At 69.7% G+C, this 17830-nt stretch carries 11 protein-coding genes and 3 pseudogenes; 8 read left to right on the top strand and 6 right to left on the bottom strand.

All coding sequences use genetic code 11. From position 1 onward, the window contains the following. Positions 1–416 precede the first annotated feature (416 nt). The 3 genes and pseudogenes from IE326_RS07320 to IE326_RS07310 all read left to right on the top strand — a co-directional run bounded on the left by IE326_RS07320 (position 417) and on the right by IE326_RS07310 (position 7563). Positions 417–4859 carry an FG-GAP-like repeat-containing protein gene (locus tag IE326_RS07320; protein WP_190041107.1) on the top strand — a complete coding sequence of 1481 codons (4443 nt, stop codon included), beginning with the start codon at positions 417–419 and terminating at the stop codon, positions 4857–4859. 1 nt (position 4860) lies between these two features. Then, positions 4861–5061, top strand: a pseudogene (locus tag IE326_RS07315) (IS5/IS1182 family transposase); the annotation flags it as partial. 312 nt (positions 5062–5373) lie between these two features. After that, positions 5374–7563, top strand: a complete 2190-nt coding sequence (locus IE326_RS07310; protein WP_190041106.1) for an FG-GAP repeat domain-containing protein — start codon at positions 5374–5376, stop codon at positions 7561–7563. Positions 7564–7906: 343 nt separating this feature from the next. On the opposite strand, the gene IE326_RS07305 is transcribed toward IE326_RS07310, so the two are convergent. Next, a complete protein-coding gene (locus IE326_RS07305) occupies positions 7907–8452 on the bottom strand; it encodes a Uma2 family endonuclease (protein WP_190041105.1) in 546 nt (181 codons plus the stop codon). A 231-nt stretch (positions 8453–8683) separates the two neighbouring features. Between IE326_RS07305 and IE326_RS07300 the strand changes: the two genes are divergently transcribed. Beyond that, positions 8684–10702 carry a thioredoxin domain-containing protein gene (locus IE326_RS07300; protein ID WP_190041104.1) on the top strand — a complete coding sequence of 673 codons (2019 nt, stop codon included), beginning with the start codon at positions 8684–8686 and terminating at the stop codon, positions 10700–10702. An 88-nt stretch (positions 10703–10790) separates the two neighbouring features. Here IE326_RS07300 and IE326_RS07295 read toward each other — a convergent pair whose 3' ends face one another. Then, on the bottom strand, positions 10791–11189 hold the full coding sequence (locus IE326_RS07295) for a rodlin (protein ID WP_150231139.1): 399 nt from the start codon (positions 11187–11189) through the stop codon (positions 10791–10793). A 97-nt stretch (positions 11190–11286) separates the two neighbouring features. Beyond that, positions 11287–12318 (bottom strand): LCP family protein, encoded by a 1032-nt coding sequence (locus IE326_RS07290; RefSeq protein ID WP_190041103.1) that lies wholly within the window; start codon positions 12316–12318, stop codon positions 11287–11289. Positions 12319–12505: 187 nt separating this feature from the next. Here IE326_RS07290 and IE326_RS07285 point away from each other — a divergent pair, with 187 nt between their 5' ends. Further along, entirely contained in the window at positions 12506–12664 is a 159-nt protein-coding gene (locus tag IE326_RS07285) for a hypothetical protein (RefSeq protein ID WP_170313866.1), read from the top strand. 77 nt (positions 12665–12741) lie between these two features. On the opposite strand, the gene IE326_RS07280 is transcribed toward IE326_RS07285, so the two are convergent. Then, entirely contained in the window at positions 12742–13152 is a 411-nt protein-coding gene (locus IE326_RS07280) for a rodlin (protein ID WP_150231145.1), read from the bottom strand. A 221-nt stretch (positions 13153–13373) separates the two neighbouring features. Between IE326_RS07280 and IE326_RS07275 the strand changes: the two genes are divergently transcribed. Both IE326_RS07275 and IE326_RS07270 read left to right on the top strand, forming a co-directional pair. Further along, complete coding sequence (locus IE326_RS07275; RefSeq protein WP_150233062.1) at positions 13374–13784, top strand: rodlin; 411 nt, start codon at positions 13374–13376, stop codon at positions 13782–13784. 175 nt (positions 13785–13959) lie between these two features. Then, positions 13960–14193, top strand: a complete 234-nt coding sequence (locus IE326_RS07270) for a chaplin (protein ID WP_030760123.1) — start codon at positions 13960–13962, stop codon at positions 14191–14193. 213 nt (positions 14194–14406) lie between these two features. Here IE326_RS07270 and IE326_RS07265 read toward each other — a convergent pair. Both IE326_RS07265 and IE326_RS07260 read right to left on the bottom strand, forming a co-directional pair. Beyond that, positions 14407–14796 (bottom strand): annotated as a pseudogene (locus IE326_RS07265) (SidA/IucD/PvdA family monooxygenase); the annotation flags it as partial. A gap of 26 nt (positions 14797–14822) precedes the next feature. Beyond that, complete coding sequence (locus IE326_RS07260; RefSeq protein WP_229915233.1) at positions 14823–16139, bottom strand: carboxylate--amine ligase; 1317 nt, start codon at positions 16137–16139, stop codon at positions 14823–14825. 153 nt (positions 16140–16292) lie between these two features. Here IE326_RS07260 and IE326_RS41825 point away from each other — a divergent pair. Next, positions 16293–17531, top strand: a pseudogene (locus tag IE326_RS41825) (glycoside hydrolase family 26 protein); the annotation flags it as partial. Between the last annotated feature and the right edge of the window lie 299 nt (positions 17532–17830).

Raw genomic sequence — 17830 nt, 5'->3', positions numbered from 1 at the left:
CGCTCACGTGCTCCCGCCCAGTCAAATCCAATAAAACGGGAGACTGTAGCAGTGGACCTCGAACCCGAATAGCGGGAATTGACTTACTTTTTAAATGAGTGGCTCTGCTGGAAGTGTTCCGTGTGTCCGATTTTTCGCATTGAATAGTTAAGTTCGCAGGTCAGGTCGGGTGTCTGGCAGTCTTGGGCGCCCCGGATGGTGACCATTTGCCCGACTGTTGCGCATTGAGTGAATCGATTTCGGCGGGCGATTGGGTTGTAAGGTCGATCCGATTCTCGTGCCCCCTGGCGGTTTTTGCGCCCGGCGGTTCCGGGGTTCAGGTGCTTCGAAGGGGAGGGAATAAAGGCGTGATCATGACAAGAGGTAGACGGGTCTGGAGGAGACGTCTTCTGCCGGGCGTTCTGGCGGGTGCGATAGTGGCCGGAACGCTGTCGGCGGTCCCGGTCGGTGCGACGCAGGCGGCGGCCGCGGTGGCCGAGCCGTCCGACGAACTCGTATCCACCGACGACGTGACGAGCGGACTGGTGAGCGAGGAGGACGCCGCGCTGCGGAAGGCCGCGGAGACGGGGCAGCCGGTCGAGGTGCTCGACGCCAGGACGGAGTCGACCGAGACCTGGGCGCAGCCCGACGGTGACCTGAAGCGTGTCGAGTTCGGTGTCCCGGTTCGGCTGTGGCGCGATGACGCCTGGGTGGCGGCGGACCCGACGCTGGAGTTCGCCGCGGACGGCTCGGTCGTCACAAGGGCGACCAGCGTCGCGGTGAAGTTCTCCGGGGGTGGGGCGGGAGCCCTGATCGAGGGGTCCCAGGACGGCCGCACTCTGTCGCTGACCTGGCCGAAGGCGCTGCCCAAGCCGGTCCTGGAGGGCAACATCGCCACGTACGCCGAGGTGCTGCCCGGTGTCGACCTGCAGGTGAAGGCCGAAGTCGAGGGCTTCTCGCAAGTGTTCGTGGTCAAGAGCGCCGAGGCCGCGCGTAATCCGGAGCTCGTCCAGCTGCAGTTCGGGATCCAGACGGACGGCCTGACGGTCGAGAAGGACGCCGAGACCGGCAGTCTGATAGCCAAGGACCCGACCGGGCAGACCATTTTCTCCAGCGCCGCCCCGATGATGTGGGACTCCACCACGACCGCTCCCCCCGCACCCGCGGCCGGAGCCATGCGCGCGATGTCGGCGGAGGAGATCACGGAGACCGGCGCGGACGGCAGTACGCCGTTCGACCCCGCGGTCGGCGCTCAGGACGCGGTCATGCCGACCGAGCTCACCTCGGAGAGCCTGACCATCACCCCGGACCAGGATCTCCTGACCGGTACGGAGACGACCTACCCCGTCTACATCGACCCCAGCTGGGGCTACGGTGACGGCCAGAAGTGGAACTGGGCCCGCGTCTACCAGCGCTACCCCTCCTGGTCGGAATGGAACGCCAAGGGCTCGATCCGCGTCGGCTACGAAGCCCAGACCGGCACGCCGAAGGCCGTCTCCCGCTCCTTCCTCCAGCTCGACATCTCGCACCTGAAGGGCGTCGAGGTCAAGTCCGCGACGCTGCGCCTGAAGAACATCTGGTCGTGGTCGTGCACCGACGCGGACGTCTACCTGTATCCGACGGGTGCGATCCACAAGGGGACGAACTGGAACAACCAGCCCGGCAAGCTCACGTCCGGTCCCCTGGACACCGTGCGTGACGCGAAGGGCTGGTCGGCCGACTGCCCGGCGGGAAACCTTGAGTTCAAAACCGACAGCTGGGTGCGTTCCCAGGCAGCGGCCGGCAAGGACACCGTCACGTTCGGTCTCTACGCCGACGAGGGCGACACGCGGGGCTGGAAGAAGTTCGATCCCACCACCGTGGTCCTGGAGACCGAGTACAACACGCGTCCCGACCTCCCCGATCTCCTCGGCACCAACCCCGTCACCCCGTGCGGCAACGCGGGCAAGCTGGGCAACGTCTCCGTCAGCCTGCACGCCAGGGTCAAGGACGGGGACAAGGGAAACCTCAAGGCCCAGTTCGAGGTGTATGAGAACAAGGGGGCTGCCAGCACGCGCATCGTCAACCAGTCCATCCCCGTCCTCAACGGCCGACTCGCGACGCTTGCGCTGCCCGTCTCCCTGACGCCCGGTGGGACCGGTGTGACCTACTCGTGGCGCGTTCAGGCGATCGACCAGGACGGCTCTCCGTCAGGCTGGAGGGACGGCCCCTGCTCGTTCCAGTTCGACCGCCAGCGCCCCATGAGCGCCCCCAAGATCGTCTCTCCCAAGACGAGCGGCGGAGTTCCCGTGTACCCGCCCGGTGACACCGGAGTGCCCGCGAAGACCGGCAAGGCCCGCACCAACGCCAACTTCACCTTCGAGACGGTGAAGTCGGACGGCATCACGAAGGTCTACTGGTGGACCGACACCGATCCTGACACTCACCACGCCGCGGTCGTCGGCGGAGGCGTCTTCGGCGGGCAGGTGAGAATTCCTTCGTACGGCCCGCACATGATCTACGCCTACGGTCTCGACGCCGCGGGCAACCGATCGGACACGGCGACCTACCTGTACTACGCGGCCAAGGAATCTAAGCGGGACGAACTCAACGACCTCAACGGCGACAGGTTCAAGGACATCTGGAGCGCCGACAGCAACGGAACCCTGCTCGCCTACATGGGGCAGGGCGACCGGGAGTTCTCCACTCTCAACGCCACTTCCCGAGGCGCGACGTTCCCGGGTGGACAGATCGCCACTGTGCCCGACTGGCAGGAGGACGGTTATAACGACCTCGTGGCTCTCGTTCCCAATCCCAACGAGAACAACGCCAAGGACCTGCTGGTCTACAAGAACAACGGGCTCGGGGTCGTGAATTCCGACGAAGGCCCCGTGCGGCTCACGGCGTACCATGACAAGAACTACTGGAAGCAGGCCAGTCAGGTTCTCGCTGCTGATCTCATCCCCGATCCCAAGAACGCGCCGGACGTTCTGATCAAGGAGGGTAAGCTCCTGTGGCTCTACAGGGGTAGCCGTTCGAATGTTTTGGGCATGGGGAAAATCGTCCCCGTGGGTACAGGTACAGACTGGAGCAAGTACACCCTCGCTCTTCCCGGTGACGTCAATGGAGACGGCCTTCCTGATCTTCTGATCCGTGATGACGCAACCGGCGATGTATTCCGGTCTCACGCCACCCCCGACCCAGCCAACGGCAAAATGATCAACTTCACAACATGGGGGCGGGACCGTTTCAGGGTCGCCACTGGTCTGACGAAAGCCCGCTACCCGCAGATCGGCACCTCCGGCGACCTCGACGGCACCCGCGAAGGCGTCGTCGACGGTGACAAGATCATGGACCTGTGGGCGCGCAAGGCCGACAACTCCATCTTGGCGTGGCGCGGCAAGGGCACCACGACCAACCGCGTCGTCGGCAACGTCACCACGACCGTCACCATCAGCCTCACCGGTTTTGAGGCCCCATACACCATCGAAGGAATCAACAGTGGCATCCGGCTCGAGCCGATGACGGTGATCCAGTCCGGTGGTTCCATCTCCGGTCAGGCATCCACTCTCACCATGCGGGCGGACGGCAAACTGATCATCACGAACAAGACCGGCGCACAGGTGTGGAACAGCCCGCAAGGTCCTGCCGGCACCATCGCGCGAATCGAGAACGACGGCGACATCGCTCTTCTCGACAAGCAGATGCAGCCTGTATGGAGCACGGCCGTCGGGAACACCAAGGAAGGCTTCGCCGTCATCCAGGATTCCGGAAACGTCGTCGTGTACAACGACAAGAGCGAGTCTCTCTGGTCCAGTGGAACCTCCGCCCGTCACGACTACAACCGTGACAGTCGAAGTGACATCGCAGACTGGTATGACTACGGCGACGGTCATGACGAGCTCCATACCTTCTCCACCAATTCGGACGGAAGCTTCCAGGCGCCTGTGCATGCCTGGACAACCCCTGCCGGTAACTACTGGGCTGAGAACATGAAGCGCACCACGGGCGACTTCAACGGTGACGGCATAGGTGACATCGCAGCCTTCTACGGCTACGAAGACGGAGGCCTGAGCCTTCGTACATGGACCGGAAGGGGCGACGGGAAGTTCAACGCGCCGTTCACGTCCTGGACTGCCCCCAAGGGCGCCTGGAACTTCGATCCGATCCATGTCCAGTCCGGCGACTTCAACGGGGACGGCCGGGACGACATAGCCACCTGGTACGCCTATGGAGACGGTCAGGACAAGCTTTTCACCTTCATCTCGAACATCAAGGGCGGATTCAACTACCCGTTCTCCTCGTTCTACCGTTCCAGCGGCTGGGACGTGAAGAGCATGAAGTTCGCCACGGGTGACTTCAACCAGGACGGACGCACCGACATCGGGGCTCTGTACGGCTACGCCAACGGTGACGTCAAGCTCTTTACGTTCCCCGCCAAGGTGGACGGAGGCTTCGATGAGCCGATCGCCGGCTGGAGCTCCAGCGGATGGACCTTCTCGCAGGCCAGCATCCATGCCGGAGACTTCAACAACGATGGCCGTGACGACATTATGAGCTGGTACGACTACGGCGACGGTCACGATGCGATCATCGGCTTCAACCCCAGTGACGAGAACGGGAAGTTCCTTACCCGCGACGAGATCTGGAACGGTGCCGCCGGGCGGTTCTGGCGGCAGAACATGAAGATCGTCACGGGTGACTTCAACGGTGACGGCAGGGACGACGTGGGCGCCATGTACGGCTACGAAAACGGCAGCGTTAAGATGTTCACCTGGCTTGCCGCGTGGGATTCCACCAACGGGGCGTACCTCAAGGAGCCCATCTACGGCTGGGAAGCTCCCTCCGGTGCCTGGTACTTCAACAGTGTGCACATGATCGAGCGTTACAGCCCGGCGTAACCTCCGGGTGCCGTTTCGTGGCCGTCGCCTCAAGCGGTGGCAGCGTCGGCACAACAGCACACAAGCCAAGATCCGCTGCCTCGGCGAGCAAGCCATGGCCACCCTCAAGGGTTGGCGCCTCCTGCGGAAACTTCGCTGCAGCACCAGCCGCATCACGGCGGTCGTCCAGCCCGTCCTCGTCCTTCATCACGCGCCAGCGTGAGGTTGGAAAGGGCTCAAGATGCTCACTTGGCCTGCCGTTCCGGGACGTCTGCTCTCGGACCCCATCCACAGATGGACGGCCCCAGCCGGCAGCTGGACCTTCAGCACTGTTCACATGATCGAGAGCTACAGCCCCGCGTAGCGCGACATCACGGGAGCCACCTTGGCTCATGGGGGTCCACCGGCCGCGGCGGTGGACCCCCGAAGTCGCTGTTTTCCTGAACCTGGTCGACGTACAACCATTGGGCTCTCTACGGGTCTTATCAGCTGAACGAAGCACCATCCGTGCCCTCATTCCTCGGGAGGATCATCCGTGTTGCAGGCCCTTGCCCACCGTCGTCGGCTCGCGACCGCCGTCGCCGTCGCGCTCGCCGTCACCCTCGGGGCAGGCGCCCTCGCGGCCCCCTCGTTCGCTGTTCCGGCGGACGGGACCGTCGTGGCGGGCGCGACCGCTGCCGACGCGGACCTGATCGCGTACCCCAAGGGCGGGGAGCTGGCCGGGGTCGGTGTGTCCGGTTTCCTCACGCGCGGCGGGGACGGCAAGGGGACCTTCCACCCGTTCTCGGGCGGCGCCGTGAGCGTGTACGCGTACGGGTACGACACCGAGCTGCGGTCCACGCGGACCAGTGACTTCGTGGTCGAGTGGCAGCCGGGGAAGGTCGTGCAGCGGGAGCTGGGCACGGACGCCGAGCTCGTCGTCCCCGTCGGCGAGGCGGCGGGCGCTCCCCGGTACGTCGGGTCGGCGGGTGACGCCGTCTACACCACGGTCACCACCTCTGCGGGCACGGTGCTCCGCAAGCACACGCGGGCCGACGCCGCCGGAAGCGTGGTGGCAGAACTGCCCTCGGGTGCCGTCGGCGTCGAGATCGAGCAGGCCGGTCCGGACCATGCCGAGATCGTCTTCTCCCAGAGCGGCTCGCCGAAGTGGGGCCTGCTCGACCTCGCCACGGGTGCCGTCACCGGTGTCCGTACGGCCGAGACCGGGGACAGGGCTTCCTCCTCGGCGTACAGCGCGTGGGTCGTGGAGCAGGGCGAGACTCCCCGGGTCTTCGCCGCGAACCGCGCTGGTGACGTCCGCGAACTCCCGGTCTCCAGGCAGGAGGGCACCCTCGCAGCCCTGCACGTCGGCATCGCCGGGAACTGGGTCGCGTACGGGCAGCCCGGTGGCATGAACAACGCGCGCCCCAGCGTCCACTACCCCCTGACCGCCCACAACTTCGTCACCAAGGCTGCGGTTCGCCTGTTCGATCATTCCTACCAGGTGGTCCCCGGCCCCGACGGCCGTCTGTACGTGCGCGGCGGCATCGTCGGGCGCGGCGAGGGGCTGTACCGGGTCACCGACACGGGCGGCGCGAAGCCCCTGGTCGAGAAGGTGGCGACGACCGGGCAGCCCACGGAGATCGTCGCCACGGCCGTCACCGTCCCGCCCGCCGTGCTCGACCTCGACAAGAACCCTGTCGCCCGCTTCCGCTGGACCCTCTCGCGCCCGACGTCGGACGCGATACTGACCGTCCGCCACGTGCGGACCGGGAAGACCACGACCCTCGACGACCTTCCCTACGGGACGGATGTCCGTTTCTCCTGGCCGTACGCCGGGTCGGCGGCGCCCCGGAACGGCGACTACACCTGGCGGCTGACCGTCCGTCCGGACAACGGCATCGGCCCGGCCGTCGTACGCGACGGCGGGTTCAAGGTGGTCCGGAAGGTCCAGCCGCACGACTTCACCGACAACGGCACGCCCGACCTGCTCACCCGGGACTCCGCCGGCCGACTGTGGCGCGACGACCTCCACTGGCGACCGGTGGGGTCGTCCAGCGACCTGGGTGAGCCCCGGGCGGCCGTCGGCTCCGGCTGGAATAAGTTCGACCGACTCGAAGCCGCCGGGAACCTCGGGGGCTCCGCGGTGGGCGATGTCATCGCCCGCGAGCCGTCCGGCAGCCTGTGGCTCTACCAGGGCACCGGCAACGGCGGCTTCACCACCGGTACGCGGGTCGGTACCGGCTGGCAGGCGTACGTGCACATCGCCGCCGGCAGCGACCTCACCGGCGACGGCCGCCCCGACGTCCTGGCCACCGACAAGACCGGCGTCGCCTGGCTGCACCGCGGCACCGGCGTCGCCGCGACCCCCTTCGCCTCGCGCAGGAAGGTCGGCTGGGGCTGGAACGGCTACAACGACGTCATCGCGGTAGGGAACATCGCGGGCGGCCCCGCCGGCGACGTCCTGGCCCGCGACAAGAACGGCGTCCTGTGGCTCCACCTCGGAAAGGGCGACGGCACCTTCGCGCCCCGCACCCAGATCGGACGCGGCTGGAACACGTACGCCTCCCTCATCGGCGCCGGCGACGTCGACAAGGACGGCCGCCCCGACCTGATAGCCGTCGGCAAGCCGTACCAGCCCTCGAAGCTGTTCCGGGGCACCGGCGACTGGAAGGCCCCCCTGAGCGGCGGACTGTCGCTGCGGCTGAACTCGGTGGGGAGCAACCGCGGCGACCTGGTGTTCTGATCCAGGCGCTGCCTGTGGATCATGCGGTGGGCGTGATGAGAGGCACCTGAGGGTGCAGCCTGCAACGTAGCGGTCGTGCCGCTTGTCGGAACGGGTCGCGATGCAGCGCCATTGCTTGAGCCGGTTTGATCAGCCCTCGATGACGTTGCGGCGCCCGTTCATGGTTGGCTCGGGGCCGGGTTCTGCTCGGCTCCGAGCCAGGGGCGCGGCTCTGCTCTATCGATTGCGAACGCAACCAGAGGGTCAACTCCACCCTGGAGCAAACCGTTTAAAGGATCTCCACAGTTTGAGGGGATTGGCACCTCTCCGCCATGACTCCCAATTTCCCCTGCAGGCACAGCCTCTACGCTACGAGGAGGAGGCCAGCCTCAACTGTGCCGGTGAACATCTCTCCGTCCCTGTAACCCCTGGTGGCAGGGTCGAGGGCACAGGTGTAGGCGATCGGAAGGCCGGTGGCGGCCTGCTCTCCCCGCCAGTAGAAGGGGATGCCGGCCTTGGCGTACTGGTCCACCTTCACGATCCGGTCGGTGGTCTTCGAGCCGGGCGACACGACCTCGACGACCAGCAGCACGTGCTCGGGTCGGGTGGGCGTGAGGTCGATAGTCTCCGCGCGGTAGACGGTGACGTCCGGCCGACGGTTGGTGAGCGGAACGTCCTGCAGGCGGACGTCGAAGTCCGTGTCCGCGTTCCAGTCCGGGCCCGCGGCGGCGTCCAGGGCATTGGCCAGGACCCGCGCCGGCCGGTTGTGCCGCGCGGAGGCGCTCGGGCTCACGACGACCATCCCGTCCACGACCTCGATGCCGGCGCACTGCTCCTCGGACCAGGAGTCGTACTGCTCCGCGCTGATCTGCGAACGCATCCACGCGGGCGCCACCATCTCGGCGGTCATGAAGTACCTCCTTCGAGGATGCGGTGCTGCTCGACTCAGCGTACTTCCCGCTTCCAGTCGGGCACCGGCTTTGAACCGGGGCGGAACCTCCGTCGTCCGCAGGGCGGCCGGGGTGTAAAAGGGGCGATTCGCATTCACCACGTGATGGCGCATGAGTGCAAATCGGTCAAGTAGGGCGGGGTCTTGCGGGCCGAACCGGTAGGGTCGTGTCGGCGTGAGAGGCTGAACCGTATGAACCGGCTGGCTGGTACGACCTCGCCTTATCTGCTTCAGCACGCTGACAACCCCGTCGACTGGTGGCCCTGGGGGCCGGAGGCCTTCGAGGAGGCGCGACGGCGCGACGTGCCCGTGCTGCTGTCGGTCGGCTACTCCGCGTGCCACTGGTGCCACGTCATGGCCCACGAGTCCTTCGAGGACGAGGCGACGGCGGCGCTGGTCAACGAGCACTTCGTGGCGGTGAAGGTGGACCGGGAGGAGCGGCCCGACATCGACGCGGTCTACATGGAGGCGGTGCAGGCGGCGACCGGGCAGGGCGGGTGGCCCATGACGGTCTTCCTCACGCCGGACGCGGCGCCGTTCTACTTCGGGACCTACTTCCCGCCGGAGCCCCGCCACGGCATGCCGTCGTTCCCGGAGGTCCTCGACGGGGTGCGGGCGGCGTGGGCCGACCGGCGGGGGGAGGTCGACGAGGTCGCGGAGCGGATCGTGAAGGACCTCGCGGGGCGCTCCCTCGCGCACGGCGGGCAGGGGCTGCCCGGTGAGGAGGAGCTGGCCGCGGCGCTCCTCGGGCTCACCCGGGAGTACGACGCCACCCGCGGCGGCTTCGGCGGGGCGCCCAAGTTCCCGCCGTCGATGGTGGTGGAGTTCCTGCTGCGCCACCACGCCCGCACGGGCTCGGAGGGCGCCCTCCAGATGGCCGCCGACACCTGTGAGGCGATGGCCCGCGGCGGCATCTACGACCAGCTGGGCGGCGGCTTCGCCCGGTACGCCGTGGACCGCGCCTGGGTCGTCCCGCACTTCGAGAAGATGCTGTACGACAACGCCCTGATGTGCCGGGTCTACGCCCACCTGTGGAAGGCCACCGGCAGCGACCTGGCCCGCCGGGTCGCACTGGAGACCGCCGACTTCATGGTCCGCGAACTGCGCACCCCGGAGGGCGGTTTCGCCTCCGCGCTCGACGCCGACAGCGACGACGGCACCGGCCGGCACGTCGAGGGCGCCTACTACGCGTGGACCCCCGCCCAGCTGGCGGAGGTCCTCGGCGCGGAGGACGCCGCCCTCGCCGCCGCCCACTACGGCGTCACCGAGGACGGCACCTTCGAGCACGGCAGCTCCGTCCTCCAGCTCCCGCAGGAGGCGGGCCCCGCCGACGCCGGCCGGATCGCCTCGATCCGCACCCGGCTGCACGCGGCCCGCGAGCGGCGCGAGCGCCCCGGCCGCGACGACAAGGTCGTCGCCGCCTGGAACGGCCTCGCGATCGCCGCCCTCGCCGAGACCGGCGCCCTCTTCGACCGGCCCGACCTGGTCGAGCGCGCCACCGAGGCCGCCGACCTCCTGGTCCGCCTCCACCTCGACGACGGCGGCCGGCTCACCCGCACCTCGAAGGACGGGCGGGCCGGCGCCAACGCGGGCGTCCTGGAGGACTACGCCGACGTCGCCGAAGGCTTCCTCGCCCTCGCCGCCGTCACCGGCGAGGGCGCCTGGCTGGAGTTCGCCGGCTTCCTCCTGGACCACGTCCTCGACCGCTTCACCGGCGAGGGCGGCGCGCTGTACGACACGGCCCACGACGCCGAGGCCCTCATCCGGCGCCCCCAGGACCCCACCGACAACGCCACCCCGTCCGGTTGGACGGCCGCCGCCGGAGCCCTGCTCTCGTACGCCGCCCACACCGGCTCACAGGCCCACCGGGACGCCGCCGAGGGAGCCCTCGGCGTGGTCAAGGCGCTCGGCCCGCGCGCCCCCCGCTTCATCGGCTGGGGCCTCGCCGTCGCCGAGGCCCTGCTCGACGGCCCCCGCGAGATCGCCGTCGTCGGCGCCCCGGCCGCCCCCGGCTTCCAGGAGCTGCGCCGTACGGCCCTGAGGGCGACCACGCCCGGGGCGGTCCTCGCCACCGGAGCCCCCGGCGGCGAGGAGTTCCCGCTGCTGCGGGACCGACCGCTGGTGGCCGGTGCCGCCGCCGCGTACGTCTGCCGTCACTTCACCTGCGACGCACCCGTCACCGACCCGGCCGCCCTGCGCGCCCTGCTCTGACCCCGGCTCCGCCCCGGGCAAGGACACGGCCCCGCCGCCCCTCCGGAAGGAGGGCCGACGGGGCCGCGCCGTCGCCGAGCGCCGTTGCTCAGCTGTTGCCGGCGCCGTTGCCGGACAGCACGGGGATGTCGCTGAGGATGTGCGACAGCGGCTCGTCGCCCTTGGCCTGGGTCGAGTTCTCGGTGCACTGCTGGTTCTGCGGGGAGGACAGGACGTTGACGTCCTGGACCGCGATCGGAACCAGGCCGATGAGCGAACCGGCGTTGACCTTGGCCGGCAGGCCCACGCACGGCTTGTTCAGGGAGCCCTGGACGAGCGCGAACTGCGGGCTCATGTTGCCGTAGGTGGCGGAGTTGCCGTACTCCTGGTGCGCGCCGTTGCCGGAGAGCGACGTGGTGCCACCGTCATCGGCGATCGCGAGGGCCGGTCCGGCCGTCACGCCGACGACCGAGACAGCCACCGCAGCGGTCGCGAGGAGCTTCTTCATGGTTCTGGCCTTTCGGATTGCTGGCCCGAGCCGACTGTCGAGCCGTGCTGATCAACTGGTCGGAGGGACGGAGGTTCCGGCATGTCCACCGGACGGCCTACGGGCAGATGAGCGAAGACCCCCGGGCGGGCGCGTAGTCGGCGACGGAGACCTCGCTGGGGGCGACGGCGTCGCCGGGCGGCAGAGGCCGGTCCGCGGCGAGCCGCGCGAAGACCTCCGCCGCCCCCTCCTCGTCCCAGCCCACCGTCGAACCGACGCCCTCGACGAGGGGGTTGAACCCCCGCACGGGGACGGTCGCGAACTCGGTGCGGGAGGGGCCCACGGCCTTCAGGCGGGTGGCGAGCGCGAGGAGTTCGGTCACCGAGAGGCCGCGTTCGGCCGCGGCGGTGCCGCGCAGGGTCGCCGCCAGGGCCCGCAGCTCCGTCCGGTCGCCGAGGATCCCGCCGGCCCGGATCCGGTCCAGCGTGTTGACGACGAACTTCTGCTGCTTGCGGATGCGCCCGAAGTCCATCTCCCCGTCGGCCTTCCGCGAGCGCACGTACTGGAGGGCCTCGCCGCCGCCCACCCGGCGGGTGCCGACCGCCAGGTCGAGCCCGGTCGCCGGGTCCTTCAGCGGTTTCGCGGTGCAGATCGGCACCCCGCCGTCGATCCGGTCCACGGTGTCCATGAACCGCCGGAAGTCGATCTCCAGGTAGCGGTGCACGGCGAGCCCGGTCGCCGCCTCGACGGTCTCGACCGCCAGCGCCGAACCCCCTTCCGCGTGGGCGGCGTTGATCTTCGCGAGGTGGGTGTCGTGGACGGCGCCGGTCCGCCGGTCGGTGTGCGGGCCGGGGAGTTCGGCGAGCGAGTCGCGCGGCAGCGAGACCACGCTGATCCGGTCGTTCGCGGCGGAGACGTGCACGAGCATGATCACGTCGGCGCAGTCGCAGTCCTGGCCGCCGAGCCGGAAACGTTCCTTCTCGGTGGCGGTGACGCCGGTCCGCGAGTCCGTGCCGACGACGAGGAGGTTCAGTCCCCTTTCCGGGGAGGGGAGTCGGGCGGGTCCGAGGGCTGAGGCGAGGGCCCCGGGGGCGAGCGCGAGAAGCGCCGCCGGTCCGGCCAGGAGCCGCCACGAACGCGGGAATCTCATGCCCGCACGCTAATTCGACGCCGTTCGCACGCAGATGCGCGACGCGACATGGAAGAGGTGAATCACTCCGTTGCGATGCTTGTGTAATGATGCGGGAATAGCAGCGGAAGGAGCGAGGATGGCGCCGCCGGATCCCGGTAACACCGGGAAATGGGAACGGATGGCCTTCATTCCGAAGAGCCGGTACGTGAGCGAGCCGCCGACTGCCGAACGGGACCGGAACCACCGGCAGTTCCCCGTCTACTCCGCCCTGGCGACCCAGTGGGCACAGGCGGGCCGGGCGGTGCCGGGCGTGCCGGACCGGGAATGGGAGCGGCTGATGTCCACCCCCGTCTGGCCGCGCTAGCGGGCCGTACGCACCGAGGGGCCGCCCCGGGAAGGAGCGGCCCCTCGGTGCGCGGACGGCGCCGGGGAGGCGGGACGTCAGCCGTTGGCCACGCCGTTGCCGGAGAGGATCGGGATGTCCTCCAGCAGGTGCGAGAGCGGCTCGTCGCCCTTGGCCTGGGTCGAGTTCTCGGTGCACTGCTGGTTCTGCGGGGAGGACAGGACGTTGACGTCCTGGACCGCGATCGGGATGGCGCCGATCAGCGAACCGGCGTTGACCTTGGCCGGCAGGCCGATGCAGGGCTTGTTCAGGGAGCCCTGGACCAGCGCGAACTGCGGGCTCATGTTCCCGTAGGTCGCCGAGTTGCCGTACTCCTGGTGGGCGTGGTTGCCCGAGAAGGAGGTGGTGCCACCGTCGTCTGCGATGGCGAGGGCGGGGGTGGCCGCGGCGGCGGTGACGCCGACGATCGAAGCGGCGGCGGCCGCGGTGGCCATGACCTTCTTGATCACGGTAGTTCCCTTCTAGAACCGGCTCCGTGCAGGGAGCCACCTGATCAACTCGCCCCGGAGCGGCGGGTTCCGGCCTGTCACCCCGATGGCGGAGCGCACGCGGCAGCGCTCGACGCGGTTCCCAGTCGATCGGGTGAAGCGCCGGAACCTCGCCCCCCGGCCGCAGTTGATCCGGTCGCATCAATCAGGTCGATTGGTGGGAACAGATCGGATTCACCGTGATCAAGAAGATGATGACGGCCGCGGCCGTCACCGCTTCGGCCGTCGGCGTCGCCGCCGCGGCCGCCGCCCCCGCGATGGCCATCGCCAACGACGGCGGCACGACCTCCCTCTCGGGGAACGGCGCCCACCAGGCGGTCGGCAACTCCACCACCGCCGGTGACATGAGCCCGCAGTTCTCCGCGGTCCAGGGCTCCCTGAACAAGCTCTGCCTCGGCGCCCCGGTCAAGGGCAACGTCGGCTCGGTCGTCGGTGTCCTCGTCCCCGTCGCGGTCCAGGACATCAACGTCCTGTCCTCCCCGCAGAACCAGCAGTGCGCGGACAACTCCACGCAGGCCAAGGGCGACGAGCCGCTCTCGCACATCGTCGAGGACATCCCGGTCCTCTCCGGCAACGGCATCGGCAACAGCTGATCCGGGCGGCTTTCCACAGGGCCGGAGGAAATTCCTTCCTCCGGCCCTGTGTCGTGCGCGCAACGGAGTGAATGAGGAACTCCGGGGGAAATTCACGGTTTCCTCGGAGGTAGGTCGTCGTTGTCCCTGTGTGCGACGGAGGCCGATCTTCCGCCGCGGAAAGGAACCAGACGAAATGAAGTGCAAGAAGGCTGCCGCCGTCATCGCCGGAGTCATCATGGCCATGGGCGCTGCCACCCCCGCCTTCGCCGACGCCGGGGCCGAGGGCGTCGCCATCGGTTCGCCGGGTGTCCTGTCGGGCAACGTCGTCCAGATCCCGATCCACGTGCCGATCAACGCCTGTGGCAACAGCATCAACGTCATCGGCGCGCTGAACCCGGCCTTCGGCAACACCTGCGTCAACGCCTGACGCGGTCTCCGCACGCGCGGACGCACGACCGGCCCCGGGGAGAAGCATCCGCTCCCCGGGGCCGGCCCGCGTCCACGCCCGGCCCGCCGCCCGTCCCCCGCTGCGCGGCCGCCCCACCGCACCGCCCGGGATCCCGGCGCGCAGGGCGGACCGCGCGCTCCGGTGGAGGGCGGGCGGCAGGGTGTTCCGGCGCAGCCGGTCGGCGCGGGCGAGGATCCGTACGGCGGCGGCGCCGGCCTCGGCGAGCGGTGCGGCGGTCTCCGGGGCGGCCTGTCCGGCGCCGGCGACGGTGACGTCCCGCCCGGCGAGGAGGCCGAGTTCGCCGTGGTGGCCGGAGTGGGTGACGCACCGGCGCGGCAGGCGCCGCAGCGGGCCGGGGACCTCCAGGAAGGGCGGCACGCCGACCGCGAGGGCGACCGTCCGGGCGCGCACGTTCTCGCCGCCCTCGGTGGTGAGGGCGAAGCCCTCCGGGGCGGGCGGTCCGAAGGTGACCGGGCCGAGCCCGTGGGCCGCCGCGTGCGCGGCCACCGGCAGGCCGTGCGGACCGGCCCCGACGACCACCAGGTCGTGCGGCGGACGCGCGTCCGCCCTCGCGTTCGCCATCGTGGCCTCCGTCTTCTCCTCCGTCGTCATCGCCGGGTGAGCCGGGTGAGCCGGGTGGCGGAGGTGCGGCCCGCCTGCGCCGGGAGGACGGCCGGGTGCCGGGGCCGGGCGGCGGTGAGCCGCCGCCGTCCCGCCGCCAGGGCCCTGCGCAGCAGGTGGGCGAGCCAGGCGCGGCCCATGGCGAGCGCGGGCGCCGGGTCGTCCGCGGCGAACCAGGCGCGCTCGCCGCGCCGCCGGGGACCTGCCGGGCCGGAGGAGCGGCGGCGGCGCGGGGAGACGAGCAGCGAGAGCGCCGCGTAGTTCTCCACGACGAACCGGCGGCCGTACGCGGGGGAGTGCGGCGGCACCGGCCGGCCGGTGAGGTCCAGGTGCAGGGCCCGCACCACGTCGAGCCCGCCGGGGTCGGCGAAGAGCCGGAACTGGGCGCCGGGGCGCGGGTTGAAGTCGAGCAGGTGGTACGCGCCGGTCGCCCGGTCCAGCCGGAAGTCGAGGTCGCACACGCCCCGGTAGCCGAGCGCGTCGAGCAGGCCGCGGGCGAGCCGGTCCACCTCCTCGTTGGGCGCCCAGCGGCCGACCGCGGTGAGCCCGGCGCCGTCCGGCCAGGACCGCTCCTTCAGGCCGGTGGCCCCGGCGGCGCAGCGGCCGGCGGAGTCGGCGTACCCGTGGAAGAACCAGTCGAGGTCCCGGCCCGGCGGCAGGAGCTCCTGGAGCAGCAGCCGGCTGCCGGCCTGCGGGGTGCGCCCGTACAGCTCCCGCGCCTCGGCCAGGGAACGCAGGATCGTGGTGCTGCGCAGCCCGCCGCCGGCCGGCAGCAGCCAGGGGCGGCTCCACTTGGCGACCACCGGCAGCCCCAGCGACCAGGCCATGGCGGCGGCCTCGTCGGCGCTGGTCGGGAGTTCGGTACGGGGGTGGGGCAGGCCGAGGGCGGCGCAGGTCCCGGCGAGCGCGGCCTTGTCCGCCACCCTCAGCAACTGCTCCTCGGTCTGCTCGGGCAGCAGGAAGCGGCCGGTGAGCTCGGCGCGGCGGCGGGCCAGGGCCAGGGCGCTGACGTCGTCCAGCGGCACGGCGAGCACGGGGTCCGCGGGGTCCCCGGTGATCTCCCCGGCGGTCCGGAGCAGCAGCGCGGCCAGTTCGGTGGAGGCCGTGGCGCCGGGACGGGGGCGGACGGAGCGCACGTACCGCGAGCGCGAGACGGGGCCGTCCGCCGACTCGACGACCGCGTGGACCGGGATCCCGGCCCGGCCCAGCGAGCGGGCCGCGCCGAGCGTTCCGTGGTGGAAGGGGTTCCGGTCGAGCCGTACGAGGACTGCGGGGACGCGGGTGTCGAAAGGCGGCACGGGCATGGCCCCTTCATCTCGGGTGCCCCAACTGGGCGATGAAATCCTCTAATGGACTACGGAGCGAAGGAAAGCCGAGTTCACGGTCGGCTTATTAGGAATACTTTCGGAGTATCAGACTGACTGATCATCAAATGGCGTGCGTGCGAAGGAGCGGCCATGGAACCCGTCGGAGGAACACCGAGAAAAAGAAGAGCAAGGCTGGGGGTGATCACCGCCGGTCTCCTCGTCTCGGGGTCGGTCGTGCTGTCGGCACCCGCCCGCGCCGCCGCGCCCCCCGCGCCGGAGGAACCCGGTCCGCCCCTCCCCGCCGCCTCCGCCATGGGCGCCTTCCTCGACTCGGGCGAGCTCGGGGTCGCCCGGATCGGCCAGCTGGAACGCTGGCTCGGCGGCCGCGAGCTGCGCGTGGGCCACACCTACCTGCCCGGCGACCTCTGGTCCAACATCGAGGGCCCGCCCGGCTTCCTCGACGCCTGGGCCGACTGGCGCAACGCCAAGCGCGACCGGATGTTCGTCCTCAACGTCCCCCTCCTGGAGCGGAACGAGGCCGGCGTCCCCGACCACGAGGTCCGCCGCCAGCTCCAGCTCGGCGCCGCCGGCTACTACGACCACCACTTCCGCACCCTCGCCCGCCGCCTCGTCGAGGCCGGCGCCCTCGACACCGTCGTGGTCCTCGGCTGGGAGATGAACGGCACCACGTACACCTCCCGGTGCGCGCCGGACCCGACCGCCTGGAAGAAGTACTGGAACCGCGTCGTCACCACCATGCGGTCCGTCCCCGGCGGGAAGTTCCGCTTCGACTTCAACCCGAGCCGGGGCCGGGACGCGATCCCCTGGACCGAGTGCTACCCCGGCGACGACACCGTCGACATCATCGGCATGGACTCGTACGACCAGCCGCCCGGCGCCGATTTCGACCGGCACGTCAACGAGCCCTACGGCCTCCAGAAGCAGGTCGATTTCGCCGCCGAACACGGAAAGCAGATCTCCTATCCGGAATGGGGGCTCTTCCGGAACGGCGACAATCCCACGTACATGCGCCGCATGCTGGAATGGATCCGGCAGCACAAACCGCTGTACCACACGATCACGGACTACTGCCCGCACGGCGTCTGGCAGTGCGACGAGAATCCGCAGTCGTCCCGGGTGTTCCGCGAAATGCTGTACGGGGTGGAACCGAGCGTGCCGGTGGATCCGGTGGATCCTGTGGATCCGGTGGATCCGGTGGATCCGGTGGATCCTGTGGATCCTGTGGATCCTGTGGATCCGGTGGACCCGGTGGACCCGGTGGACCCGGTCGATCCCGTGGATCCTGTGGATCCGACGCTCCCTGAGCCGAAGCCTGAGCCGAAGCCTGAGCCGAAGCCGGAGCCCAAGCCGGAACCGAAGCCTGAGCCGAAGCCTGAGCCGAAGCCTGAGCCGAAGCCGGAGCCCAAGCCGGAACCGAAGCCTGAGCCGAAGCCCGAGCCGAAGCCCGAGCCCAAGCCGGAACCGAAGCCTGAGCCGAAGCCCGAGCCGAAGCCCGAGCCCAAGCCGGAACCGAAGCCTGAGCCCAAGCCGGAACCGAAGCCCGAGCCGAAGCCCGAGCCCAAGCCGGAACCCAAGCCCGAGCCGAAGCCGGAACCCAAGCCCGACCCCGACTGCTGGAAGGTCGAGCTCGGGGCGTGGGTGGAGAGCTGGATCGGTGGGCCGGTGTG

It is taken from the genome of Streptomyces filamentosus (assembly GCF_014654895.1).
GTDB classification, from domain to species: domain Bacteria; phylum Actinomycetota; class Actinomycetes; order Streptomycetales; family Streptomycetaceae; genus Streptomyces; species Streptomyces filamentosus.
This window is presented reverse-complemented; position numbering and strand designations above follow the sequence as displayed.

Bases quoted from the DNA above. Each gene is read 5' to 3' on its own strand.
- IE326_RS07300 (WP_190041104.1), top strand. From the start codon at position 8,684: ATGAACCGGCTGGCTGGTACGACCTCGCCTTATCTGCTTCAGCACGCT.
- IE326_RS07305 (WP_190041105.1), bottom strand. From the start codon at position 8,452: ATGACCGCCGAGATGGTGGCGCCCGCGTGGATGCGTTCGCAGATCAGC.
- IE326_RS07295 (WP_150231139.1), bottom strand. From the start codon at position 11,189: ATGAAGAAGCTCCTCGCGACCGCTGCGGTGGCTGTCTCGGTCGTCGGC.
- IE326_RS07290 (WP_190041103.1), bottom strand. From the start codon at position 12,318: ATGAGATTCCCGCGTTCGTGGCGGCTCCTGGCCGGACCGGCGGCGCTT.
- IE326_RS07260 (WP_229915233.1), bottom strand. From the start codon at position 16,139: ATGCCCGTGCCGCCTTTCGACACCCGCGTCCCCGCAGTCCTCGTACGG.
- IE326_RS07270 (WP_030760123.1), top strand. From the start codon at position 13,960: ATGAAGTGCAAGAAGGCTGCCGCCGTCATCGCCGGAGTCATCATGGCC.